Origin of the sequence: Mycobacterium sp. 852002-53434_SCH5985345 (genome assembly GCF_001667155.1) — a bacterium.
Taxonomy (GTDB): Bacteria; Actinomycetota; Actinomycetes; order Mycobacteriales; family Mycobacteriaceae; genus Mycobacterium.
In genome coordinates this window covers 15555-38058 of record NZ_LZIE01000030.1, presented here as the reverse complement: position 1 = coordinate 38058, position 22504 = coordinate 15555, and the positions used below count along the sequence as shown (strand labels likewise).

Genomic DNA, 22504 nt, shown 5'->3' with positions numbered 1-22504 from the left:
CCCCCGGGCCCCGGGGTGGTACCGCGGTGTACCAGAACCTTTGAGGATACGGTACTCTGTGGTACCAGACCTGACAAGGGTGCCGCACCGACCGAAAGGGGCGCCGGCCGTGACATCAGCGGCGACAGCAACGGCTGACGAAGCGGTTGTCGGCGACCCGTTCCGGGTCCGATTGCTCGACGGCCTCACCACCTCGATCGCCGAGCGCGGCTACCGCGCCAGCACCGTCGCCGACGTCGTTCGTCACGCCCGGACGTCCAAGCGCACCTTCTACGATCAGTTCGCGAGCAAGGAAGAGTGCTTCCTGGAGCTGCTGGGGTCCGACAACGAAAAGCTCGGCGCGTGCATCGCGGCGGCGGTCGACCCCGAGGCCGATTGGCATCAGCAGATTCGTCAGGCCGTCGAGGCCTACGTCGGCCACATCGAATCCCGGCCGGCCATCACGCTGAGCTGGATCCGGGAGCTTCCGTCGCTCGGTGCCGCCGCCCGCCCGGTGCAGCGCCGTGGGCTGCAGCTGCTGTCCAGCCTGCTGATCGACCTCAGCGCCAGCCCCGGGTTCCAGCGGGCCGAATTGCCCCCGCTGACCGCGGCGCTGGCGGTCATCCTGCTGGGCGGTTTGCGCGAACTCACCGCCCTTGCCGTCGAAGACGGAAAGCCGGTGCGGGAAATCGTCGAGCCGGCCGTCGACGCCTCCATAGCCCTGCTCGGCCCGCGACACTAGGCTCCATCGCATACCCCTCAACCAAGCGGAGGACCTCGCGATGCGGCTATCAACCCGAAACCAGCTCAAGGGAACCATCACCGAGGTCGATCTCGGGACCGTGATGGCGATCGTGAAGGTGAAGCTCGACGGCGGCGACCAGGTCGTCACCTCCTCGGTCACCAAGGACGCCGCGACCGATCTCGGCCTCAAGGTCGGGCAGCCCGCAACCGTGTTCATCAAGTCCACGGAAGTCACCATCGGCGTCGACTAACCCCATGGCGACGACGATGCGCGCCGAGCGCTTTTACGCGGACACCAAAAGGGTTGCGCTCGAAGACGTTCCAATACCCGAGCCCGGTCCCGGCGAAGTCCTGGTCAAGGTCGCCTTCTGCGGCATCTGCCACTCCGACCTGAGCCTGATCAACGGCACCTTCCCGGCTCAGCGGCCCGTGGTGATCCAGGGCCACGAAGCGTCGGGCACCATCGCGAAGCTGGGCCCCGACGTGACCGGCTGGGCCGAGGGCGACCGCGTCGTGGTTGCCGCCGGCCGGCCCTGCCAGAAATGCGCGAACTGCCGGCGCGGTGATGTGGTGAATTGCCTGCGGATCCAATTGATGGCGTTCGCTTACGACGGGGCTTGGGCCGAGTACACCGTGGCTCAGGCGGCGGGCCTGACCCGGGTACCGGACAACGTTCCGCTGGAGCAGGCCGCGATCCTGGCCGACGCGGTGTCCACCCCGTTCGGCGCGGTCGTCCGGACCGGGAAGGTCGCGGTCGGCGAGTCGGTCGGCGTGTGGGGCGTGGGCGGCCTAGGCACCCATATCGTCCAGCTCGCACGGTTGGTCGGTGCCGTACCGATCATCGCCATCGACGTCAACCCCGCCGTCCTGGAGCGTGCCCTGGCCGTGGGCGCGGACTACGCGTTCGACTCCCGTGACGACGGGCTCAGGGACAAGATCGCCGACGTCACCGGCGGCCGGCTGCTGGATGCGGCCTTCGACGCCGTCGGGCTGAAAGCGACGTTCGAGCAGGCGCTCGATTTGCTCACCCCGGGCGGCCGCCTGGTGGGCGTCGGCATGAGCGCGCAGGCTCCGACCATCGGACCCACGTCCCTGTTCGGCTTGACCCGCAAGCAGGTGCTCGGTCACCTGGGCTACCAGAACGTCGACATCGAGACCCTGGCGAAGCTGGTTTCGGCTGGGCGCCTTGACCTTTCACGGTCGATCAGCGAGATCGTCGCCCTGGAAGACGTGGCGCACGGCATCGAGATGCTTGAGCGTCAACAAGGCACCCCCATCCGTATCCTCGTCCAGCCCTGAGGCGCCGGACGGTTAAACTTCGCCGCGCAGGAAGGACCGGAGCCGGCCGAGCACGAGCTCGGGCCGCTGGTCGATGATCCAATGGCCGACGCCGTCGACCAGCTCCACCTCGAAATCGCTGATGTGGTCGGCATATCCGTCGGTCAGATCCGCCGTGATCACCGGGTCTTCGGTACCGGTCAGCCAGCGCACCGGCACCTCGACGCGGACGTCGGCGTACTCGCCGCGCATCCAGCTCAGCATTTCCCCGGTCTGGAAGCTGCGATACCACCGGGAACCCGCCTCGGCGTGGCCGGGCTGGCGCATGCACTCGGCATAGATACGGAGGTCGTCCTCGGGCAGTGCGAAACCGCCACCCACCCATGACCCGAGCAGACGGCTCGCCCTCGAGTTGAGATTGCCGACCATCCGCGGCCCGATGACCGGCAGTGAGATCGGGATCTGATACCAGAGCCGCCAGATATTCCTAACCGCGCGCAAATCACGTTTCACCCAGGGCGCCACCGTGTTCACGCCGAAGAAACCGGTCACCTTTGCCGGGTGGCGCAACATCATGATGAACGCGACCGGCCCGCCCCAGTCGTGGGCGACGAGCTTGACGGCCTTGACATTCAGGCGATCCAAGACGGCCGCCAGATCGTCGGCCATCTCGGCCTTGGTGTAAGTCGATCGGGGCGCCGAGCTCCAGCCGGCGCCGCGCAGGTCGGGGCACAGCACGCGATAGCCGTCGCCGGCCAGCGGCCCGATCAGGTTGTGCCATTCCCACCAGTTCTGGGGGAAGCCGTGCACCAGCATCACCGCCGGCCCGTCGGCCGGACCCGCGTCCGCGACATGGATCGTCACACCGCTCCCCAGATCGACATACCTGTGTTCGACACCGTCCAGCGCGGGCATAGTGACCATGAATTGAGAACGTAGCGGCCCGCCGCCGGTTAGGCCAGGAACCGCTCGACGTACGGCGCGAAGCGGCAACGCAGGTCGGCCTCGTCCAACCCGAACATCTCGCAGGACGTCGCGATGTTGCCGAGCCGGCCGCGGCGGTGACCGGCCAGGTACTCGTCGATCGCCGTTCGAACCTCGTCGGTGAACGGCTCGCCGGCCAGGGCGTATACGCGTTCGGCGACGCCGATTTCGTCGGTCATGAAGTCGTCGAACCGGACGTCGACCGAGCGTTGCGGGCCGATGGTTTCCCGGTCGCGGACCAGGGCGGTGAGCATGTGCTCGAGGCGGTCGATCCACGACGCCGCGATCCGTTCCACGGGGACCGGCGACCGGTGCATGCGTGCGGAGTAGGTGATCATCGCGATCATCGACAGCGCCACCGGCACCGGGTCGCGGTGCGTGAAAACCACGATGCTGCCGGGGAATACGCGATCGAGCACCGGCACCTGCTCGAGGTGCTGGGGCGACTTGAGCAGCCAGCGCCGCCCGCCCCGCAAGAACTGCATGGCCCTGAGTTGCCGGGCGAGGTACTCGTAGTGCGGCGTCTGGTCGTGGGCCTGGTAGTACTCGCGCCAGGGCGGCACGTCGGCCAGCGTCTCGAACAGCATGGTCGAGAAATCGTTGGCGAGCAGTTGGATCTCCTCGTGGACGTGCTCGGTGGTCATCTCGTGCATCAGCGGGAAGTGCGGCATCACGGTGTTGATCAACCCGACCGCGAGGTCCATCCGCGCCCGGCGGGGATCCGGCTCCATCCCGGCCTCGGCCGGCAACGGGAACGGTTCGACGCTTTCCCAGTAGGGCATGGTGCGAAAGGTGGGCGGCGCCGCCAGCAGGTTGTGCAGATGCGTGGTGCCGGTGCGGGGCAGGCCGGCGATCACCACCGGCGGCTGCAGCTCGATGTCGTCGATCTCCGGATGCCGGCGCACCAGGTCGGTCAACAACAGCCGGTTCTTGAGCAACTGCAGCAGCTGCCCGAAGAAGTTCACCACCCCGGCCTCGTGCAGCCCGTCGATGTCGCGCAGCGCCGCGAGGTAGACCTCGAGCCGTTCGCGATAGTCGTCCGCACCGAAGTCGTCCAGGCCGGTGTCCGCGGCCGCCCTCGCATGCAACGCCTCGGCATCCAGCGGGCAGTCCGGCGCCAGCGAGGCCATCATGTCGAGCAGTTGTTGCGCCTCGGCGCCGAAGCGGGGCGTGGCGAGGTCATCGAGGCGAACGGCGGCGGTCACGGCGACTTATGTTACTCTCAGTTTCGTAATGGTAGTGGATTTTGGCCGGCCCCGTGACCCACGCATCGACGGCGCGGTGCTCAGCGCGACGGTCGAGCTGCTCGCCGAAACCGGTTATGCCGGGCTTTTGGTCTCCGCGATCGCCGAACGCGCCGGCACCAGCAAGCCCGCGATCTACCGGCGCTGGCCGAGCAAGGCGCACCTGGTCCATGAGGCGGTGTTCCCCATCGGTGTCGCGACCGAGCTACCCGACACCGGCTCACTGCCCGAGGATCTACGCGAAATGGTCTGTCGCTCAATGGCTTTCCTGACGACGCCGGCCGCCAGGGCGGCCTTGCCGGGTTTGGTGGGCGAGATGGCCGCGGACCCGACCCTGCACTCGGCGCTGCTGGAGCGATTCGCCGGCGTCATCGGCGGCGGCCTGACCGAGTTGCTGGAGCGGGCCGCGGGCCGCGGCGAGGTCCGGCCCGAGGTGACCGCCACCGAACTCACCGATGCCATCGCCGGCATCACCCTGATGGGCCTGCTCACCCGTGTCGGTGAGCTCGATGAGGCCTGGGTCGATCGCACAACCACGTTGCTCCTGAAGGGAATCCGCGCATGACGCACGAAACGACGGCCGCGTGGCAGGAATTGCTCGCCACCCTTGGCACCCTGGACCGCTCCTTCCTGGCGGGAGACCGGGCGGTGACCGACGACCGCCACATCGCCGACGGCTATCGCATGCTCGCCAGCACCCTCGGCGTGGCATTCGACGCCTACCTCTTCCCCGAGCCCGGCCGACCCCAGTTCGTCGCGGTGAACACGCCGTTCCGCCGCGACCGCCGCTGGGGTGGCGACAACACCGACGCCTACTACTTCATGTGTCCGGTCGACCCGAAGCGCCGCTACCGCATCAGCGGCAATCGCGGTGACAGCGTGTACTTTTCGGTGACCGCCTACAACGAGCCGTCACCGGGCGCGTGGTCCGACCGGGTGGTCGCGATCGTCCGCGACAGCGATCTCGACGTGGCCGCCAACGGCGACTTCGCCTTCGAACTCGGCCCCACCCCCGACGCCGCCGTGCTGATGACCCGCGACTACCAGGCCGACCCGCTGACCGGCCACCCCGTCACCTGGCGGATCGAGGCGCTCGACGATCCGGAGCCGATTCGGCACGGCGACGCCGAGACCGCCGCGAGCCTGCGGGCGGTCGCAACCTGGTTGCGCACCATGTTCGCGATCGTGCCGCTGACGGTAGGGACACGTGCCGACGACGACCATGCCCTGGGGCACGAAACCGCGCACGCGGCAAATCAATTCGCCGATCCCTATCAGGTTCCCGACGCAAACTTCGGCTGGTCGGCCCGCGACGCCTGCTACTCATATGGCAGCTTTGTGCTCGCTGACGACGAAGCGCTGGTGATCACGCACCGACCGCCCGCGTGCAGGTTCTGGAACCTGGTGGTGTGGAACCAATTCATGGCCACCTTCGGCGCCGCCGAGGGCCCGGACGCCCGCTGTTCGATCAACGGCCACAGCGCCGCTCTCAACAGCGACCGCTCGGTGACGATCGTCTTGTCCGGCGATAGAACCGGCCACCCGAATTCGCTGACCACGCTGGGCTATCCCCGCGGTAACCTCGCCTTCCGGTGGTTTCTCGCCGACGGGGTGCCGGAGCGGCCGGAGGTGGAACTGGTGAAGGTGGCACAGGCGCCGACGGAGACCAGCTAGCCCGCCGGCACTCAGATTTCGCGAACCAACTCGATGGCGCGCCCGAGCGTGCGAAGCTTCGCCTCCAGTGTGTCGCCGGCCGGGTACAGCCGCACGGTGTTCACGCCGGTGTCGCGCCACACCGCAAGCCGCGCGCGGACCATCTCCTCGGTGCCGATCAGCGTGGTGGCCAACACCATGTCGGTCACCAACGCGGCCGCGCCGTCGCGGTCGCCCCGCTGCCAGCGCTCGCGCACCTCGGCGGCGATGCCGGCCCAGCCTTGCCGGCTGTAGGCCTGGTTGTAGTAGTTCGTGCTCGATGTCCCCATCCCGCCCAGGCTGAACGCAAGCTCCTTCTTGCGGCCGGCGACCATGGCGTGCAGCTCATCCTCGTCCGCGGCGAACGCAACCTCGGCGCCCTGGCAGATGTCGACCTCGGCGCGCGAGCGGCCGGCGGCGGCCAGGCCCTCGTCGAGATGCGAGAAGTAGGCGGCGCCGGCGCCCTCCGGGACGAAGCTGGTGCCCAGCCACCCGTCGGCGACCCGCCCCGTCAACCGCAGCATGGCCGGAGACAACGCGGCCAGGTAGATCGGAATGGGATGCTCGGGCCGGGTCGACAACCGCATCGGCACCCCTTCGCCGCCGGGGAGCGGGATCTGAAACTGCTTGCCCGAGTACGAGAGTTTGTCCCCGGTGAACACCTTCCGCACGATGTCGACGGTTTCGGAGATGCGGGCCAGCGGCGCGCTGAACGAGACGCCGTGCAAGCCCTCGATCACCTGGGGACCGGACGCGCCCAGCCCGAGCAGAAAACGCCCACCCGACAGGTTGGATAGCGTGATGGCGGTCTGCGCGACCATGACGGGCGATCGAACGCCGACCTGCAGGATGCCCGAGCCCAGCAGGATCCGTTCGGTCCGCGCCGCGAGGTAACCCAGGGCCGAGGGCGCGTCGGAGCCCCAGGCCTCGGCCACCCAGCACACATCGAGGCCCAGCTTCTCCGCCTCGACGACGAAGGCCGCGGTGTCCCGGCCGGCACTCGAAAACTCGACCGTGGTGGCGGTGCGCATCAGCGCACCCCGTGCTCGGCCAGTCTCTTGATCGCCGCGAGCGTCTTGCCGATCGCGGCCTCGAACTCGCGCATCCGCACGAACACGATCTTCTGTTCCTTGTCGGGCATCGATTCGATGGCGACCGACAGCCCCGAACGTCCCGGACCCATCTGCATCCAGTAGCTCAGCGCCGTGCCGCCATCGCGGGAGTTCAGCCGGAACCGCCACATCGCCGCGGGGTTGTCGGGTTCCCCGACGGCCCAGGCGAATTCGCGTGGCTCGTCACACGCGACGATTTGCGAAGTGGTGGTCCATTTCCCGAACGCGTCGTGCTCGTTGTGCCCGATGAAGCGGGCGCCCACGCGCGGGCCGTCGGCACCCTCGGCCCACTCCACGGCCTGCAGCTCGTTGCTGAGCGTCGGCATCAGCTTGATGTCGGAGACCAGGCTCCACACCCGGGCCGGCTCCGCATCGATCCATGTCGATGCCTCCACCGTCGGTTTGTCCGCATACCGCGCGCCGGTCCATTCCACGCAGCCCATTGTGCCCCCGCACGTGAATGCCCGGCTCAGGTGCGGGGGCCGTGGGCGGCTGTCAGGCGGCCGTGGGCACCGGATCGGCCGACCGGTCGGAGCTTGACTTGCGCAGGACCGAGTCCGGGAAGGTGAGCCGGACGATCTTGCGGACGACGGTGCCGAACTGCCGCAGCAGCGGGCCGCGGTTGTAGGGGATGCCGTAGCGCTCGCAGATCGCTTGCACCTCGGGTGCGATCTCGGCGTAGCGCCGGGCCGGCATGTCCGGGAACAGGTGGTGCTCGATCTGGTGGGACAGGTTGCCGGACAGCAGATGAAAGAGCTTGCCACCGGTGAGGTTTGCCGAACCGAGGACCTGGCGGAAGTACCACTGGCCGCGCGACTCGTCTTTGGTCTCCTCGACGGTGAATTCCTGGGTGCCGTCCGGGAAGTGGCCGCAGAAGATGATCATGTAGGACCAGACGTTGCGCATCAGGTTGGCCGAGAGGTTGCCCGTGAAGACGAACGGCGCGAAGGGACCGGCCAGCAACGGAAAGGCCACGTAGTCCTTGAGCGTTTGCCGACGGGTCTTCTTCCAGATCGCGCGCAGCACGTCTCGTTTGTCGGCCAACTCGATTTCGCCGGAGCGGATTCGCTCGGTTTCCAGTTCGTGCAGTGCGACGCCGTACTGGAACAACACCATCAGCAAGAAGGCGTAGAGCGGGTTGCCCAGGAAGTACGGCTGCCAGCGCTGGTCTTCGCTCATCCGCAGGATGCCGTAACCGATGTCGCGGTCCATCCCCACGATGTTGGTGTGGGTGTGGTGCATGTAGTTGTGCGAATGGCGCCACTGATCGGCCGGGCACGCGGTGTCCCACTCGAAGGACCGGCCGGAGATGTTCGGGTCACGCATCCAGTCGTATTGGCCGTGCATGATGTTGTGGCCGATCTCCATGTTGTCCAGGATTTTCGACAACCCCAGCATCGTGGTTCCCAGCAGCCAGGCGGGCGGCAGGAACAACAGCGCGCGGCCGCCGACTTCCAGCGCCCGCTGGGCCTTGATGACGCGGCGGATGTAGTCGGCGTCCTCAGCGCCGAGGCTGGCCATCACGCGTTCCCTGATGGCGTCCAGTTCGCGGCCGAATGCGTCGGCCTGTTCGGGGGTCAGGTTGATCTTGTTCTGTGTCATGGCTTTTCCTCCAGGGTTGGTTGGGCTAAAGCGACAGGTCCACATCGCCGACCGGGACGGACACACAGATCTGCACGTCCTCGTCGGGGCCGGTCGAGACCGCGCCGGTGATCAGGTTGCGCACCGTGCCGGCGGTCTTCCGCCGCGTGCAGGTGTGGCAGATGCCCATCCGGCAGCCGTTTTCGGGTGACAGGCCGGCCGATTCCGCCTGTTCTAGCAGCGAACGTCCGTCGTCAACGACATCGACTCCGCTGTCGGAGAACGTAACCCGCCCCCCCGAGGGATTGGCCGGCGCCTCGAAGGAGGGTGGCACGAAGCTCTCCGTGTAGACGTTGTCGCAGTGCTTTCGGACGGCGTCGACCAAAGGCGTTGGCCCGCAGACGAACACAGCATCGGGTGACGGCATCGCGGCGGCCAGATGCGCGGCGTCGAATCGGCCGGTGAGGTCGCCGCCCTCGGCTCGGGTGTAGCCGTGCAGCACCCGGACGCCGGGCAGCGTCGCGAGTTCGTCGCGGTAGCACGCCTCGCCCGCGTTTCGTGCGTAATGGATGAACGCGATCTCGCCGGGGTGCCCCTCGGCGACCAGGGTGCGCACCATGGCCATCACCGGGGTGATGCCGCTTCCGCCGGAAACGAACAAGATCCGGCGGGGTCCTTTCGGCCCCGGCTGCGGCAACACGAAGTCGCCACCGACGCCGGCCAGACCGAACACCATGCCGGGCCGGGCGTGTTCGTACAGGTAGTTCGAGACCAGCCCGCCGTCGTGCTGTCCGATCGTCAGCTCGAGGTGGGCGGCCCCCTCGGCATTGGCCGGGGAATAGCAGCGGGTGTGCCGGCGGCCGTCGATTTCGACGGTGAGGTTGACGTACTGGCCGGCTTTGACGGTATGGGCGGATGCGAAGCTGTCGTTGGGAGCGAGGGTGAGGGTGACGCTGCGCGCGGCGCTGCGGCGCACTTCGATCACCTTGGCGCGGGCCTCCCCCAGCGTCCAGGTCGGCGCCACCAGCTCGGTGTACCGGTCGACGCCGTGCGGGCCGGTGAGGAGATCGAGAAGGTCTGAACCCAAGACTCGCTTCCGAAAAGTCCGAGCGAAAGTTCGACCCGAAGTCTGAGCGGTTTGAGTGAACATATGTACACCGTGGGACCATACCCCCCGGTCAGTCAAGGGTTTCCGCAGGTCTGTGGTAGGGTTCACATAGTGAACAGCCGTACTCCTAGCTCACGGGTGCGCGGTTCTGGTCGCGAGCGCTCGCGCGAAAGTCGGTCGCGTGAGGAGCGCAAGGAGGCGACCCGTCGCGCAATCATCGCCGCGGCACTCAAGCTGTTGCAGGACCGCAGCTTTTCCAGTCTCAGCCTGCGTGAGGTGACCCGTGAGGTCGGGATCGTGCCGGCCGCGTTCTATCGCCACTTCGAGTCGATGGAGGCCCTTGGGCTGGTTCTGATCGACGAGTCATTCCGAAGCCTGCGCGACACCCTGCGTGACGCGCGTGCCGGCAAGCTCGACCCGAACCGGGTGATCGAATCATCAGTCGAAATTCTGGTCGCCAGTGTCGCGCAGCGGCGGGAACACTGGCGATTCATTGCTCGCGAACGCAACAGCGGGCTCAGCGTGCTGCGCTACGCCATCCGCACCGAGATCCGGTTGATCACGTCCGAGTTGGCCACCGACCTGGCGCGCTTTCCACGGCTGCACGAGTGGACCACCGAAGATCTCAACGTGCTCGCGACCCTGTTCGTCAACGCGATGATCGTGATCGCGGAGGCGATCGAGGATTCGCAGAGCGCCGAAACGCTGGAAGACATTCGGCGGCTCGCCGTCAAGCAGTTGCGGATGATCGCCATCGGCATCGCCGGCTGGAAGAGCAAGCCTTAGTCGCGCCGCACCTGGAGTGAACAGTCGAACACTGGCTACCTCAGTCCGTCGTCTGAGTGAAATCCGGCGCCCTGTTCTCATCGACGACCTCATACAGCGACTGGCCGTCTTCGGGCGCTCCATCGATCTGGCCCCGATGGGCGCGTCCGGGAGGACCGTCGGCGAGCGCGTCCACACCCTCCCCGGGCAAGTCGGGCGAGATGTCCGGTTCCTCCTCCGCGAGCCGGGCATCCAGCGATTCGCCCTCACGCTCTTCTCGCGCGGTCATGCCAAACCGGTTCGCTTCGCTCCAGCCCTCGGGCGGGTCGACGACGACGTCGCCGTCGTCGTTGTGCAACTCGTCGGAGTCGGTACCTTCGCTCGCGTTCAACGTGTCACCGGGACCGCCCTCCTCGGGGAAGTCCGCAGGATCCACCAGCTCGTCGGCTTGGGGGTTTTCGCTCATGCGGGAACGGTTGCCCGCGGGATCGGGGGGCTAAACGCAACCCGCCCCTAGCGCGGCGACCGCCACATCGCCCACATGGTGGGACCGCCATCGGGGACGACGATCTCGCGGGTCACCGTGAAGCCGAAACGTTCGTAGTACGGCACGTTTTCGGGCTTGCTCGACTCGAGGTAGGCCGGACAGTATTCGGCGTCGCACCGATCCAGCCGCGACCGCATCAACGCCTGCCCGAAGCCCTGCCCGCGGACCGAGGGGTCGCTCCCGATCACGGCGAGATACCAGTGCGGCTCTTCGGGATGCATGCGCTTCATGAGCTCCTGCAGGCCGCGCGCCCTCGCGGTACGAAGGCCGAACACCCGCAGAAACGTCGGAATCATCGCCAGTTCGCCCCGCCGGGTCTCGCGCCACTGATTCGGCGGATCCCACAGCGCCGCCGCGCCGATGTCCGGGCCGGCGCAAGCCACCTCGACGCCGCCGCAGCCCAGATGGTGGTGGCGGGTCATCGTTGCGAACAACCGGTGCAGGTTGGCGGCCCGGTCCTTCGGGTCGGGCAGCAGCCAGGTCGTCACCGGGTCGTCGTAGAAGGCCCGGCCCAGGGTGCGCGACAGCTCGCGGACATCGGCCTTGCGCGCCGGGCGTGGCTGGGGAGTCACCCGAGTCAGGCTAGCGGGTGAGCCACATCCGGGTGTCATGACCGGAGCAGCGGGTACGTTAGGGCGGTGACCGGCGTTTCGCGTCGCGCATTCGGGCGGATGGCCGCCGCAGCGGGCATGCTCGGCACAGCCAGCTGCGGGCGCCCGGGTAACGACCACGCCGCACCCGCCGCCCCGCCACCGCCCGCGGTCAAGCGGGTGGGCGTGGTGCTCTCGCACGAACAGTTCCGCACCGACCAGCTGGTGGCACAAGCGCAGGCGGCCGAACAGGCCGGCTTTCAGTATGTCTGGGCCAGCGACCACATTCAGCCGTGGCAGGACAACGAAGGCCATTCGATGTTCCCGTGGCTGACGCTGGCGCTGGTGGGCAACGTCTCCAGCCGCATCGCGTTCGGCACCGGAGTCACCTGCCCCACATACCGTTATCACCCGGCAGTGGTGGCACAGGCGTTCGCCTCGCTGGCGATCCTCAGCCCCGGCCGGGTGTTCCTGGGTGTCGGTACCGGGGAACGGCTCAACGAACAGGCGACCACAACCGCGTTCGGCAAATATGCCGAACGCCACGACCGTTTGGTCGAGGCAATCAACCTGATCCGCCAGTTGTGGAGCGGATCGCGAACCTCGTTCGCCGGCCGGTACTTTCAGACCAACGCGCTGAAGCTATACGACACACCGTCCACACCGCCCCCGATCTTCGTGGCGGCCAGCGGACCCAAGAGCGCAACTGTGGCCGGTCAATACGGAGACGGCTGGATCGGTCAGGCCCGGGATGTCACGAACCCCGCACTCGTGGCCGCATTCAGCGCCGGTGCGGAGGCCTCCGGCCGCGACCCGGGCAGCCTGGGCAAGCGCGCGGAGCTGTTCGCTGTCGTCGGCGATAACACCGAGGCGACGACGGCCGCCGGCCTATGGCGCTTCACCGCCGGCGCCGTCGACCAGCCGAATCCAGTCGAAATACAGCGTGCCGCGGCGGTCAATCCCATCGACAAGGTGCTGGCCAATTGGACCGTCGGCACCGACCCCGCCCCCCACATCAAGGCGGTGCAAGCGGTCCTGGACGCCGGCGCCGTGCCGTTTCTGCATTTCCCCCAAAGCAATCCGCTGACGGCCATCGACTTCTACCGCACCAACGTCTTGCCCCAGTTGCACTAGACGGACCTGGACTCGACCGCCTACCCCGACGAGACCGGTTGAAACGACGGTGTTTTGCCGCAACCGCACCGGAGTTTGCGCCGCTGGCAGCAGTTTCAACGCCCCGGGCCCGGGTATCCGCAGGCCACTTCGAGTGACAAGCCCAACTGGAAGGCAAGGCATGGATGCAATCACTTTTCTTCGCCAGGACCACAAGAGTGTCCTCGGTCTGTTCGAGACGCTCGACGGGGCGCCGTCGGGCTCGGGCGCCGAGGCGAGCGGCCTGGAAACGATGGTGAACAACCTCATCATCGCCGAGTCGCAGCACGAAGCCATTGAGGAGCAATTCTTTTGGCCGGCGGTCCGCGACGCGCTAGGCGACGGACTCGTCGACAAGGCGATCGAGCAGGAGCAGGCCGGCAAGCAGCTGTTGCAGCGGCTCGAGGACGGCAAGCCCGGCGAGCCGGACTATCACGAGGCGCTGCAGGAGTTCGTGCGCGCGGGCCGCGAACACATCGCGTACGAGCAGGACGTGGTCTGGCCGCAGGTGGAGCTGGCGATCAGCCGAGAAGAGCTGGAGAAGATCGGCGAAAAGCTGGAGCAGGCAAAGAAAATCGCGCCGACCCGGCCCCATCCGGACACCCCGCCAAACCCCACCGTGCTCAAGACGATGGGCTTGGGGGCGGCAATCGTCGACCACGTGCGCGACGCGTTGACCGGCCGTGCGGACGACAACCCGCCGGACCCGCAGGTCAAGTAGGAGACTTGAAGGCCGGGCGCTGGATCCTCAGCGCCCGGCCTCTTTGTCCCAATTAGCTTGTTGGAACGTGCTGTTCGTGCGTGAAGGGCTTCTCGGCCTTGATGGCGGGCGAGCCCTGCGGGTTCTGCTGTGCACCCTGGTTCTGGCGAGTGCTGCCGCCGAGCCACTGCTGTTCGGGCTTCTCGACGTACTCCCATGACATGCCCTTCGGCCACGGCCCCTGGCCCTCGTTCCACGGGCCGCGAATCGATTCGCCGCCACCGTTGGACATGTTGAACGCGACGTTCTGGAAGCGCGGGTCGCCCGGCAACTGCCCCGGCGGGAAGTTCACCGGAAGCTCATTGAGCGCGGCGGTGAACTGCTGATAGTGCGTCACCTCGCGGGTCATCAAAAAGTTGAGGGTGTCCTGCACGCCGGGATCGTCGGTGTACTGCTTGAGGTACTCGTACACGATCTTCGCGCGCGATTCGGCCGCGATGTTGTTGCGCAGGTCGACCGTCGGGTCACCATTGGCATCGATGTAGGCGCCGGTCCAGTTGTTTCCCCCGGAGTCCTTGACGTCCGGCCCACCGCCGCTGAGCACCAGGAACAGCGGGTTGACCGATACCGAATGGATGATGCTGTCCCGGCCGTCGCCGCTGGCCACCGCCGGCATCCAGTCGCATTTCTCGTGGGCGATCTTGAGGTTGTCGTTGAGCCCGTCGAGCAACATGGTGATCATCGATCCGACCATTTCGAGGTGGCTGAGTTCTTCGGTCGCGATGTCCATGAACAGGTCGTACATCTTCGGGTTCTTCTGCCGCAGCACGAACGCCTGAGTGAAGTACTGCAACGCGGCGGTGAGTTCGCCGTTGGCGCCGCCGAATTGGTCCATCAGCAACGTCGCGAACCGCGGGTCCGGCCGGTCGACGCGGACCTCGAATTGAAGATCTTTGTTGTGTACGAACACTTGGTCTCCCTTGGCTTGTCGAGAAGGTTATGGTTTCGCCGGGTACCCGCGGCCTTTGCCGCCAAACGGCGGTGACAGCAACTTCCGGCGCGGGCCGCCCAGCGCCGCGGACCGGTGTGCGGGTGACGCGACGGCGGCCATAGTGGACAATCCGGTCCTATGGAGTTATCGGACCCGAATGCCCGGCACCAGTTGGCCGTGCGCATGGCCGAACTGGCCCGCGACACCGCCGCGCCGCGCTCGCTCGCTCATGTCCTGAACGACGTGACCAACACCGCCGTAGCGCTGATACCGGCCGCGGACGTCGCCGGGGTGTTGCTGATCAAGGGGGGCGGGGACTTCGAATCGGTGGCCGACACCGACAGCCTGGCTGCGGAGCTCGACAAGCTACAACACGACTTCAATGAGGGGCCCTGCCACGACGCCGCCCTGAAACAGACGATCGTGCGGACCGATGACCTCCGCAATGAACCCCGCTGGCCAAATTATGCGCCGGCGGCTGTGGAACGCGGCGTGCTGAGCAGCCTGTCGTTCAAGCTGTATACCGCCGAGCGCACGGCGGGAGCGCTGAACCTGTTCAGCCATAAGGCCAACGTCTGGGACACCGAGGCCGAAACCATCGGCACCATCTTCGCCGCACACGCGGCGTCGGCGATCATGGCCAGCCGCCACGGGCAGCAGATGCAATCGGCCCTGTCGACGCGCGACCGGATCGGCCAGGCCAAGGGCATCATCATGGAGCGCTACAACGTGGACGAACTGCGCGCGTTCGACCTGCTCCGTCAGCTATCCCAGGAGAGCCAGGTCAAGCTCGCCGACATCGCGCAGCGTGTCATCGATACTCGCCGCGAAGACTGACCCCGCCGCCGCCATCTACGATGGGGTGGCTTCATCGATGAGTCCGGCGCGACGCAGCGCCGGGGAACGGGTGGCCACCGTGTGGGACTTCGAAACGGACCCGGAATATCAGGCAAAGCTCGACTGGGTCGAAAAGTTCATGGTCGACGAGCTCGAACCGCTCGATCTGGTCGCTCTCGACCCCTATGACAAGAAGAACGCCGAGATGATGGCGATCCTGCGGCCGTTGCAGCAGCAGGTGAAGGATCAGGGCCTGTGGGCCGCGCATCTGCGGCCGGAGCTCGGCGGCCAGGGCTTCGGCCAGGTCAAGCTCGCGCTGCTCAACGAGATCCTCGGCCGTTCCCGCTGGGCGCCGTCGGTGTTCGGCTGCCAGGCGCCCGATTCGGGCAACGCCGAGATCCTGGCGATGTTCGGCACCGACGATCAGAAGGCCCGTTACCTGCAACCGCTGCTCGACGGCGAGATCACCTCGTGCTATTCGATGACCGAGCCGCAGGGCGGTTCCGATCCCGGACAGTTCGTCACCGCCGCTACCCGCGACGGCGACTACTGGGTGATCAACGGGGAGAAGTGGTTCTCCACCAACGCCAAGCACGCCTCGTTCTTCATAGTCATGGCGGTGACAAACCCCGAGTCGCGCACGTACGACAAGATGTCGCTTTTCATCGTCCCGGCCGAGACACCGGGCATCGAGATCGTCCGCAACGTGGGCGTGGGAGCCGAGTCGTCGGCGCGCGCCAGCCACGGGTATGTCCGCTACACCGACGTGCGCGTCCCGGCCGACCACGTGCTGGGCGGCGAGGGTCAGGCGTTCATGATCGCGCAAACCCGACTCGGCGGCGGGCGCATCCACCACGCGATGCGCACGATCGCTCTGGCGCGCAGCGCTTTTGACATGATGTGCGAACGTGCCGTGTCCCGAAAGACGCGGCACGGGCGACTGTCCGATTTTCAGATGACCCAGGAGAAGGTCGCCGACAGCTGGATACAGATCGAACAGTTCCGGCTGCTGGTGTTGCGCACCGCGTGGCTGATCGACAAGCACCACGACTACCAGAAGGTGCGCCGCGACATCGCGGCGGTCAAGGTGGCCATGCCCCAGGTGCTGCATGACGTCGTGCAACGGGCCATGCACCTGCACGGCGCGCTCGGCGTCTCCGATGAGATGCCGTTCGTGAAGATGATGGTGGCGGCCGAGTCGCTGGGCATCGCCGACGGCGCCACCGAACTGCATAAGATGACGGTGGCCCGCCGCACCTTGCGCGAATACCAGCCGGTCACAACGCCATTCCCGTCCGCGCACATACCCACCAGGCGCGCGGAAGCCCAAGCGCGGCTGGCCGAGCGGCTCGAGCATTCCGTCGCCGAGTTCTGACCCGGCTGCACTTAAATCACGCGCACGACACGCCGTAAAGCGCTGCCGTAGTTTAAGTTTCGCGGCAGGAGGTCACGACACGTAGCGAACGATGGACTCGGCCACACACGCCGGCTTTGGCGCACCCTCGATCTCGACGGTCGTCGACATGGTCGCCTGCACGGCGCCGTTTCCGATGTCATCGACACCGACCAGCGACGTCTGCGCGCGCACCCGGGAGCCGACCGGAACCGGGGCGGGGAAGCGAACCTTGTTGAGGCCGTAGTTGATTGCGAGCTTGATGCCGTTGACCGTGTAGATCTGGTGCTGCAGGCGCGGCAACAGGGCCAGGGTCATGAAACCGTGGGCGATCGTCCCACCGAAGGGACCGGCGGCGGCGCGTTCCGGGTCGACGTGGATCCACTGGTGATCGCCGGTCGCGTCGGCGAACAGGTTGACGTCTTCCTGGGTGATGGTCACCCAGTCGCTGTGGCCGATGGTTTCGCCGGTAGCGGCCGCGAGTTCGGCTACTGATTCGAAGGTGCGCATAGAGGTTCTCCTTGAGTCCGGGCGCTAAGAATAGCGCCGGGGTCCTGGTGCCAGATCAGCCATCCCGGCCCGCCGCACGCACGATCCGGTTTGGCGGCGCATACGCGGGGAACCCGTCGGAAGTCACGACCCGCACCGGAAGGAAGCAAATGGGGGAGCCGAAGGGCCACAAGACAGAGTCCGACGTCGAACCGGAGGCTCACGAGTCACGGTCACGCGCCGCGGCCGGAGAGGCCGACGGCTCGTACGTGGGAGCGGCTGGTCCCGACGATTCTTTCGATGCCGGGGAAACGGGTGCCGAAGCGCGGAGCCAGCAAGGCTGACCCCATGGACCACAGCGAATCGGTTACCGAAGCGCGCCGATCGCGGCCTGCAATTTGGTGGTGGCCTGATCCGCAACCTCCTGCAGGGCCCCCTGCTCGCCTGTCACCTTAACCATGAGTTGCGGGTCCATCGCTTCGACGAGAACCGCATCGCTACCGGCGGGGTCGGTTCGAACCACGACGTTGCACGGCAGTAACTGGCCGATCTGGCGGTGAATGCCCAGCGCGCGATGCGCCAACACCGGGTTGCAGGCACCCAGGATCACATAGTCCTCCATGTCCTCCCCGAGTTTGTTTTTCAGGGTGGCTTTGACGTCGATCGTGGTCAGCACCCCGAAGCCCTGTTCGGCCAGAGCTTCCGTTGTCCGTTTCACCGCGTCGTCGAACGAGGTGTGCAACGTGGTGGTCAGCCCTGCAGTCATCGTTTTCTCCTCTTTCCGGTTCTCATCTGTGACGTGTGGCGCTAGGCGGCGGCGCGTGGCCGCTGCAGCTGGGCGAACTGGGGAACCGAACCCAAGGTGGCGACCGCATCGAATACGGCGATCGAGTCCGCGGCGTCGGGCACCGCGGTCAGGACCGGCCCGAAGAACGCGTGCCCGTCGATCCGCAGGATCGGGCTCCCCCCGGTTTCGCCGAGCGCGTCTTGCGCCGCCTGGTGTCCACGTCGCACGACGTCGTCCAGCGATGTGTCCGAGGTGGCCGCGGCGGTGGTGTCTCGCGCACCGGCGGCGGTCAACACGTGGGCGACGAGACTGTCGTCAAGGGGTTCGGAGCCGTCGAAGTACCGTTCACCAAACGCGAAGTACGCGGCGGTCCATCCTGCGGCGCCGCTTTCGCGCGCGATGGCGGCCATCAGCCGGCCAACTTGTTGCGAGTCGCGCATGCGGGCCTGCTGAGGGGCCGGAAGTTCTCGCCCCTCGTTGAGCACCGCCAAACTCATCAGCTGCCAGTCGACAGCCATGCCGGTCTTCTCGGCAACGGCGCGAAGCCACCGTGCGGTGTTCCACGAGAACGGGCACACCGGGTCCAACCAGAGTGTGACCGTCGATCCGGCTCGACCGCTGTCAGCAGGGTTCATTGCGCTTCCCTCTCGTCGGCACCGGGCCGTCAGGCCAGGCTCAGGAACAGTTTTTCCAGCTCATCGATCGACACGGCCGGCCTCTCGGTGGGACTACCCTCCGGTCGGGCGATGCAGTCGCGCAGCCCCGAGGCAATGATCTTGAAGCCGGCGCGATCCAGCGCCCGTGATACCGCGGCCAGTTGGGTAACGACGTCCTTACAGCTGCGGCCCTGCTCGATCATCGCGATGACGCCGCCGAGCTGACCGTGTGCGCGACGCAACCGGGCCAGGACGGCATCCATGTCGCCGGGGTCGTGAACTTCGTTTGCCATGACTCCTTCATACCATACCCACCGGGGTATACCGGGCCGATTGATAATACCCCGGGGGGTATGGTACGAATTGAGTTGCGGTTGATGCCGCGACTCTTGGGTACCGGTCACGCGAACACGCGCGACGTGTGCCCGCTGGCCCTCAGGTGCGGGCCAAATGGCCCTATTCGTTGGGGCGATGCGGGCTGAGACTCCGTACCAGAACGACCAGGTCACGAGGGAAGGAAACGTCATTGTCCACGTTTCTCAGACGGGCGTGGGTGCCGTTGGTCGTCGTGGCGGCAGTCGCCCTCGGCGGCATTGCCGTCGAGCGGCTCCGCGGCGTCTTCGGGTCCGACGCGATCTTCACCGCGACGGGCCGCAGCGCCGAACCACTCGAACCCTCGCACATCAAGCAAGTGACCTACGAGGTCTACGGCCCCAGCGGCACAACGGGAACCGCGAGCTACCTCGACAACAACGCGCAGCCGGAACAGGTGGACTTCGCCACGCTGCCGTGGACCTTCACGGTCACGACGACGGTGCCCGCCGTGATCGCCAGTGTTGTGGCGCAAGGCGACAGCGACAACATCGGGTGCCGCATCACCGTCAACGGTGTGGTCAAGGACCAGCGCTCCTCGGCCGGGCGCCACGCCCAAACTTCCTGTCTGGTGAAGGCCGCATGAACACCGATACCGAGGCCCGTCCGAAATTCATGCGGTTCGTCCGCAGGTTCGCGTGGCCCATCATCATCGGCTGGCTATTACTCACCGTCGCCCTGAACGTGCTCGTGCCGCCGATCGAGTCGGTCGCACGCAATCACGCGGTGACGATGTCGCCCCAGGACGCTCCGGCGATGATCGCAGCCAAGCGCATGGGAGCGACGTTCCACGAGTCGGACTCCGACAGCATCGCGATGATCGTCCTGGAGAGCGATAAGCAGCTCGGCGACGAGGCGCACCGCTATTACGACTCCTTGGTGCGCAAGCTGCAGGCAGACCCCAAGCATGTGCAGCACGTCCAGAACGTCTGGGGCGATCCGCTCACCGCCGCCGGTGTCCAGAGCCGCGACGGCAAGGCCGCCTACGTCCAACTCAACCTGGCCGGCAACCAGGGCAGCACCCAGGGCAACCACTCGGTCGACGCGGTGCGGAAGATCGTCGACAAGTCAGAGCCCCCCAAGGGACTCAAGGTCTACGTCACCGGTCCGGCCCCCCTGAACACGGACATGAACGAGGCCGCCGACAAGAGCATGTTCAAGATGATGGGCGTCACGGGTGTGGTCATCATGATCATGCTGTTCATCGCCTATCGTTCCGTCAGCACGGTTCTTCTGGTCCTGGTCATGGTCGGCTTCGAGATGGGCACGGCCAGGGGGCTTGTCGCGCTGCTTGGAAACAACGAGCTGTTGGGATTCTCGACGTTCGTCGTTGCGATGCTGTCCTCGTTGGCGATCGCGGCGGGCACGGACTACGCGATCTTCCTCATCGGGCGTTACCAGGAGGCGCGTCAGGCCGGTGAAGACCGAGAAACCGCCTACTACACGATGTTTCGCGGGACCTCACACATCATCTTGGGCTCGGGATTGACGATCGCCGGTGCTACGTTCTGCCTGCACCTGGCGCGCCTGTCGTACTTCAAGGCACTGGGCATTCCGTCCGCCTTGGGCCTGCTCGTCGTCGTGGCGGGAGCGATGACCGCGGCCCCCGCCGTCGTCGCGGTGGCAACCCGGTTCGGCCTGCTCGACCCGAGACGGATGATCAAGACGCGCGGCTGGCGGCGCATCGGCACCGCCACCGTGCGCTGGCCCGGTCCGGTTTTCGCGGCCTCGCTGGTCATAGCGATCGTCGGCATTCTCGTCATGCCGAGCATGAAGGTCAGCTACAACGACCGCTTCTACATACCCCGCGGCCTCCCGTCGAGCGTCGGGTACGCGGCAGCGGAGCGCCATTTCAGCGCCGCCACAATGAATCCCGACATCCTGATGATCGAAAGCGATCACGACATGCGGAACAGCGGCGACATGATCATCCTCGACAGGCTTGCCAAAGACATCTTTCGCTCACCCGGAATCGCGATGGTGCAGAGCATCACCCGGCCGCTGGGCGGCCCTATCGAGCACACCTCCATACCCTTCCAGATCAGCGCCCAATCGATCCCGATCCAGCAGAACCTGCAGTTCATGCGGGACCGCACCGACGACATGCTCAAGATGAGCGACGACCTTGGCGCCATGATCGTCTCGATGCAGCGGATGCAGGGCTTGGTCGGGCAGATGAGCGGCGCAACCCATCACATGGTCGGCGACATGCACGAGATGCAGGCCACGCTGGACGAGATGCGCGACCACCTTGCGGATTTCGACGATTTCGCTCGGCCGTTCCGCAGCTATCTGTATTGGGAACAGCACTGTTTCAACATCCCGGTGTGCTGGGCTGCGAGGTCGGTGTTCGAGGCGATCGACGGTGTGGACAAGTTCAGCGAGAACATGAGCACCCTGATCAATGACGTGAACAACGTCGACGCGATATTGCCCCAGATGCTCGCCGAGTTCCCGCCGATTATCGCCGTCGCCCAGTCGATGCAGGGGACTCTGCTCACCATGCACAGCAGCTTCTCCGGTCTGGTCACCCAGATGGGGCAGATGACCGACACGGCGAGCGCGATGGGTCAGGCCTTCGACGCTTCCCGCAGTGGCGACTACTTCTACCTGCCGCCGGAAGCATTCCAAAATACCGACTTTCAGCGCGGCCTGAAGCTTTTCCTGTCGCCGGACGGCAAGGCCGCCCGCTTCATCATCACCCACGACGCGGACCCGGCGACGCCTGCGGGCATCTCGGCGGTCATGCCGGAATTGGCCGCCGCACATCAAGCGGTGAAGGGTACGACCCTGACGGGCGCCAAGTTCTACCTCGCGGGCACGGCGGCCATCTACCGCGACATCCAGTCGGGCTCCCACTACGACCTGCTGATCGTGGGGCTCGCGGCGCTGACGCTGATCTTCGTCGTGATGCTGATCATCACGCGTGCGCTGGTCGCATCCCTAATGATCGTCGGCACGGTGCTGCTCTCGTTGGGTGCCGCCTTCGGGCTCTCGGTGTTGGTGTGGCAACACCTGTTGGGACTGGAATTGAACTGGATCGCACCGGTATTCGGGCTGATCATCCTGCTGGCGGTCGGATCCGACTACAACCTGCTGCTGGTTTCCCGCTTCCAGGAGGAGATCGGAGCCGGACTGAAGACCGGCATCATCCGCTCCATGGGCGGGACGGGTGGCGTGGTCACCTCGGCGGGCCTGGTCTTCGCCTTCACCATGATGTCGATGGTCGCCAGCGACCTGCGCTCAATCGGCCAGGCCGGCAGCACGATTGGTCTCGGCCTGCTGTTCGACACGTTGATCGTGCGCTCGTTGATGACGCCGTCGATCGCGGCGCTGCTGGGGCGGTGGTTCTGGTGGCCGATGCGCGTGCGGCCCCGCCCCGCCAGCGCCATGCTGCGGCCCTTCGGACCCCGTCGCCTCGTTCGTTCCCTCCTGCTCGGCGAGGAGGCCGACGCGCCAATCACCAAGCCCGAAAAAACGATGGCGTCGACGGCGAGGTAACG

Annotated in this window: 25 protein-coding genes; 12 read left to right on the top strand and 13 right to left on the bottom strand. The window is 66.3% G+C overall.

What is annotated here, in order from left to right; genetic code table 11:
• The first annotated feature begins 109 nt into the window (after positions 1–109).
• The 3 genes from A5756_RS06690 to A5756_RS06680 are packed head-to-tail and all read left to right on the top strand — an operon-like array spanning position 110 to position 2022.
• Entirely contained in the window at positions 110–721 is a 612-nt protein-coding gene (locus tag A5756_RS06690; protein WP_066949334.1) for a TetR/AcrR family transcriptional regulator, read from the top strand.
• Between the two features lie 40 nt (positions 722–761).
• The gene (locus tag A5756_RS06685; protein ID WP_066949331.1) at positions 762–974 is read left to right on the top strand and encodes a molybdopterin-binding protein; all 213 of its coding nucleotides are present in this window, start codon (positions 762–764) and stop codon (positions 972–974) included.
• 4 nt (positions 975–978) lie between these two features.
• On the top strand, positions 979–2022 hold the full coding sequence (locus tag A5756_RS06680) for a zinc-binding dehydrogenase (RefSeq protein WP_066949323.1): 1044 nt from the start codon (positions 979–981) through the stop codon (positions 2020–2022).
• A gap of 12 nt (positions 2023–2034) precedes the next feature.
• Here A5756_RS06680 and A5756_RS06675 read toward each other — a convergent pair whose 3' ends face one another.
• Together A5756_RS06675 and A5756_RS06670 are read right to left on the bottom strand one after the other, a co-directional pair.
• Positions 2035–2925: an alpha/beta fold hydrolase gene (locus A5756_RS06675; RefSeq protein WP_066949320.1), complete on the bottom strand. Its 891-nt coding sequence runs from the start codon at positions 2923–2925 to the stop codon at positions 2035–2037.
• 29 nt (positions 2926–2954) lie between these two features.
• Positions 2955–4190, bottom strand: a complete 1236-nt coding sequence (locus A5756_RS06670; RefSeq protein ID WP_066949317.1) for a sulfotransferase — start codon at positions 4188–4190, stop codon at positions 2955–2957.
• Positions 4191–4218: 28 nt separating this feature from the next.
• Between A5756_RS06670 and A5756_RS06665 the strand changes: the two genes are divergently transcribed.
• Both A5756_RS06665 and A5756_RS06660 read left to right on the top strand, forming a co-directional pair.
• Positions 4219–4794, top strand: coding sequence for a TetR/AcrR family transcriptional regulator (locus tag A5756_RS06665; RefSeq protein ID WP_066949314.1), 576 nt, complete (start codon positions 4219–4221; stop codon positions 4792–4794).
• Positions 4791–5903, top strand: coding sequence for a DUF1214 domain-containing protein (locus tag A5756_RS06660; protein ID WP_066949312.1), 1113 nt, complete (start codon positions 4791–4793; stop codon positions 5901–5903). The genes A5756_RS06665 and A5756_RS06660 overlap by 4 nt, the downstream gene beginning before the upstream one ends.
• Positions 5904–5914: 11 nt before the next feature.
• Here the strand turns inward: A5756_RS06660 and A5756_RS06655 are convergent, their stop codons facing one another.
• Genes A5756_RS06655 through A5756_RS06640 form a run of 4 tightly spaced genes read right to left on the bottom strand, consistent with a single transcriptional unit; the run spans position 5915 to position 9764 of the window.
• Positions 5915–6952 carry an LLM class flavin-dependent oxidoreductase gene (locus tag A5756_RS06655; protein WP_066949309.1) on the bottom strand — a complete coding sequence of 346 codons (1038 nt, stop codon included), beginning with the start codon at positions 6950–6952 and terminating at the stop codon, positions 5915–5917.
• Positions 6952–7476 (bottom strand): SRPBCC family protein, encoded by a 525-nt coding sequence (locus A5756_RS06650; protein WP_197505386.1) that lies wholly within the window; start codon positions 7474–7476, stop codon positions 6952–6954. The genes A5756_RS06655 and A5756_RS06650 overlap by 1 nt, the downstream gene beginning before the upstream one ends.
• 52 nt (positions 7477–7528) lie before the next feature.
• The gene (locus tag A5756_RS06645) at positions 7529–8635 is read right to left on the bottom strand and encodes an acyl-CoA desaturase (protein ID WP_066949306.1); all 1107 of its coding nucleotides are present in this window, start codon (positions 8633–8635) and stop codon (positions 7529–7531) included.
• Positions 8636–8660: 25 nt separating this feature from the next.
• The gene (locus tag A5756_RS06640; RefSeq protein ID WP_066949302.1) at positions 8661–9764 is read right to left on the bottom strand and encodes a ferredoxin reductase; all 1104 of its coding nucleotides are present in this window, start codon (positions 9762–9764) and stop codon (positions 8661–8663) included.
• A gap of 96 nt (positions 9765–9860) precedes the next feature.
• Here A5756_RS06640 and A5756_RS06635 point away from each other — a divergent pair, with 96 nt between their 5' ends.
• On the top strand, positions 9861–10508 hold the full coding sequence (locus tag A5756_RS06635) for a TetR family transcriptional regulator (RefSeq protein ID WP_197503788.1): 648 nt from the start codon (positions 9861–9863) through the stop codon (positions 10506–10508).
• A gap of 40 nt (positions 10509–10548) precedes the next feature.
• Here A5756_RS06635 and A5756_RS06630 read toward each other — a convergent pair whose 3' ends face one another.
• A complete protein-coding gene (locus A5756_RS06630; protein ID WP_066949290.1) occupies positions 10549–10953 on the bottom strand; it encodes a hypothetical protein in 405 nt (134 codons plus the stop codon).
• Positions 10954–11000: 47 nt separating this feature from the next.
• The gene (locus tag A5756_RS06625; protein WP_066949288.1) at positions 11001–11606 is read right to left on the bottom strand and encodes a GNAT family N-acetyltransferase; all 606 of its coding nucleotides are present in this window, start codon (positions 11604–11606) and stop codon (positions 11001–11003) included.
• Between the two features lie 66 nt (positions 11607–11672).
• On the opposite strand from A5756_RS06625, the gene A5756_RS06620 reads away from it, so the two are divergent.
• Complete coding sequence (locus A5756_RS06620; protein WP_066949286.1) at positions 11673–12758, top strand: F420-dependent hydroxymycolic acid dehydrogenase; 1086 nt, start codon at positions 11673–11675, stop codon at positions 12756–12758.
• 160 nt (positions 12759–12918) lie between these two features.
• Positions 12919–13497: a hemerythrin domain-containing protein gene (locus tag A5756_RS06615; RefSeq protein WP_066949283.1), complete on the top strand. Its 579-nt coding sequence runs from the start codon at positions 12919–12921 to the stop codon at positions 13495–13497.
• 52 nt (positions 13498–13549) lie between these two features.
• Here the strand turns inward: A5756_RS06615 and A5756_RS06610 are convergent, their stop codons facing one another.
• Complete coding sequence (locus tag A5756_RS06610) at positions 13550–14446, bottom strand: manganese catalase family protein (protein ID WP_066949280.1); 897 nt, start codon at positions 14444–14446, stop codon at positions 13550–13552.
• Between the two features lie 159 nt (positions 14447–14605).
• On the opposite strand from A5756_RS06610, the gene A5756_RS06605 reads away from it, so the two are divergent.
• A complete protein-coding gene (locus A5756_RS06605) occupies positions 14606–15304 on the top strand; it encodes a GAF and ANTAR domain-containing protein (RefSeq protein ID WP_066949277.1) in 699 nt (232 codons plus the stop codon).
• A gap of 37 nt (positions 15305–15341) precedes the next feature.
• Positions 15342–16679 (top strand): acyl-CoA dehydrogenase family protein, encoded by a 1338-nt coding sequence (locus tag A5756_RS06600; RefSeq protein ID WP_156659294.1) that lies wholly within the window; start codon positions 15342–15344, stop codon positions 16677–16679.
• 72 nt (positions 16680–16751) lie between these two features.
• Here A5756_RS06600 and A5756_RS06595 read toward each other — a convergent pair whose 3' ends face one another.
• The 4 genes from A5756_RS06595 to A5756_RS06580 form a co-directional block, all read right to left on the bottom strand.
• Positions 16752–17207, bottom strand: coding sequence for a MaoC family dehydratase (locus A5756_RS06595; protein ID WP_066949274.1), 456 nt, complete (start codon positions 17205–17207; stop codon positions 16752–16754).
• A gap of 346 nt (positions 17208–17553) precedes the next feature.
• A complete protein-coding gene (locus A5756_RS06590; protein ID WP_066949271.1) occupies positions 17554–17952 on the bottom strand; it encodes a DUF302 domain-containing protein in 399 nt (132 codons plus the stop codon).
• Positions 17953–17993: 41 nt separating this feature from the next.
• On the bottom strand, positions 17994–18608 hold the full coding sequence (locus A5756_RS06585) for a DsbA family protein (protein WP_066949268.1): 615 nt from the start codon (positions 18606–18608) through the stop codon (positions 17994–17996).
• A 29-nt stretch (positions 18609–18637) separates the two neighbouring features.
• A complete protein-coding gene (locus tag A5756_RS06580) occupies positions 18638–18922 on the bottom strand; it encodes a metal-sensitive transcriptional regulator (protein WP_066949265.1) in 285 nt (94 codons plus the stop codon).
• Positions 18923–19155: 233 nt separating this feature from the next.
• On the opposite strand from A5756_RS06580, the gene A5756_RS06575 reads away from it, so the two are divergent.
• Together A5756_RS06575 and A5756_RS06570 are read left to right on the top strand one after the other, a co-directional pair.
• Positions 19156–19587: an MmpS family transport accessory protein gene (locus A5756_RS06575; protein WP_066949263.1), complete on the top strand. Its 432-nt coding sequence runs from the start codon at positions 19156–19158 to the stop codon at positions 19585–19587.
• Complete coding sequence (locus A5756_RS06570) at positions 19584–22502, top strand: RND family transporter (RefSeq protein WP_066949260.1); 2919 nt, start codon at positions 19584–19586, stop codon at positions 22500–22502. Before A5756_RS06575 ends, A5756_RS06570 begins: the two co-directional genes overlap by 4 nt.
• The last annotated feature ends 2 nt before the right edge of the window (positions 22503–22504 follow it).

Excerpts from the sequence above, each read along its gene's own strand:
- A5756_RS06685 (WP_066949331.1), top strand. The coding sequence starts at position 762 with ATGCGGCTATCAACCCGAAACCAGCTCAAGGGAACCATCACCGAGGTC.
- A5756_RS06680 (WP_066949323.1), top strand. The coding sequence starts at position 979 with ATGGCGACGACGATGCGCGCCGAGCGCTTTTACGCGGACACCAAAAGG.
- A5756_RS06675 (WP_066949320.1), bottom strand. The coding sequence starts at position 2,925 with ATGGTCACTATGCCCGCGCTGGACGGTGTCGAACACAGGTATGTCGAT.
- A5756_RS06665 (WP_066949314.1), top strand. The coding sequence starts at position 4,219 with ATGGTAGTGGATTTTGGCCGGCCCCGTGACCCACGCATCGACGGCGCG.
- A5756_RS06660 (WP_066949312.1), top strand. The coding sequence starts at position 4,791 with ATGACGCACGAAACGACGGCCGCGTGGCAGGAATTGCTCGCCACCCTT.
- A5756_RS06655 (WP_066949309.1), bottom strand. The coding sequence starts at position 6,952 with ATGCGCACCGCCACCACGGTCGAGTTTTCGAGTGCCGGCCGGGACACC.
- A5756_RS06650 (WP_197505386.1), bottom strand. The coding sequence starts at position 7,476 with ATGGGCTGCGTGGAATGGACCGGCGCGCGGTATGCGGACAAACCGACG.
- A5756_RS06645 (WP_066949306.1), bottom strand. The coding sequence starts at position 8,635 with ATGACACAGAACAAGATCAACCTGACCCCCGAACAGGCCGACGCATTC.
- A5756_RS06640 (WP_066949302.1), bottom strand. The coding sequence starts at position 9,764 with ATGTTCACTCAAACCGCTCAGACTTCGGGTCGAACTTTCGCTCGGACT.
- A5756_RS06630 (WP_066949290.1), bottom strand. The coding sequence starts at position 10,953 with ATGAGCGAAAACCCCCAAGCCGACGAGCTGGTGGATCCTGCGGACTTC.
- A5756_RS06615 (WP_066949283.1), top strand. The coding sequence starts at position 12,919 with ATGGATGCAATCACTTTTCTTCGCCAGGACCACAAGAGTGTCCTCGGT.
- A5756_RS06605 (WP_066949277.1), top strand. The coding sequence starts at position 14,606 with ATGGAGTTATCGGACCCGAATGCCCGGCACCAGTTGGCCGTGCGCATG.
- A5756_RS06600 (WP_156659294.1), top strand. The coding sequence starts at position 15,342 with ATGAGTCCGGCGCGACGCAGCGCCGGGGAACGGGTGGCCACCGTGTGG.
- A5756_RS06595 (WP_066949274.1), bottom strand. The coding sequence starts at position 17,207 with ATGCGCACCTTCGAATCAGTAGCCGAACTCGCGGCCGCTACCGGCGAA.
- A5756_RS06590 (WP_066949271.1), bottom strand. The coding sequence starts at position 17,952 with ATGACTGCAGGGCTGACCACCACGTTGCACACCTCGTTCGACGACGCG.
- A5756_RS06585 (WP_066949268.1), bottom strand. The coding sequence starts at position 18,608 with ATGAACCCTGCTGACAGCGGTCGAGCCGGATCGACGGTCACACTCTGG.
- A5756_RS06580 (WP_066949265.1), bottom strand. The coding sequence starts at position 18,922 with ATGGCAAACGAAGTTCACGACCCCGGCGACATGGATGCCGTCCTGGCC.
- A5756_RS06570 (WP_066949260.1), top strand. The coding sequence starts at position 19,584 with ATGAACACCGATACCGAGGCCCGTCCGAAATTCATGCGGTTCGTCCGC.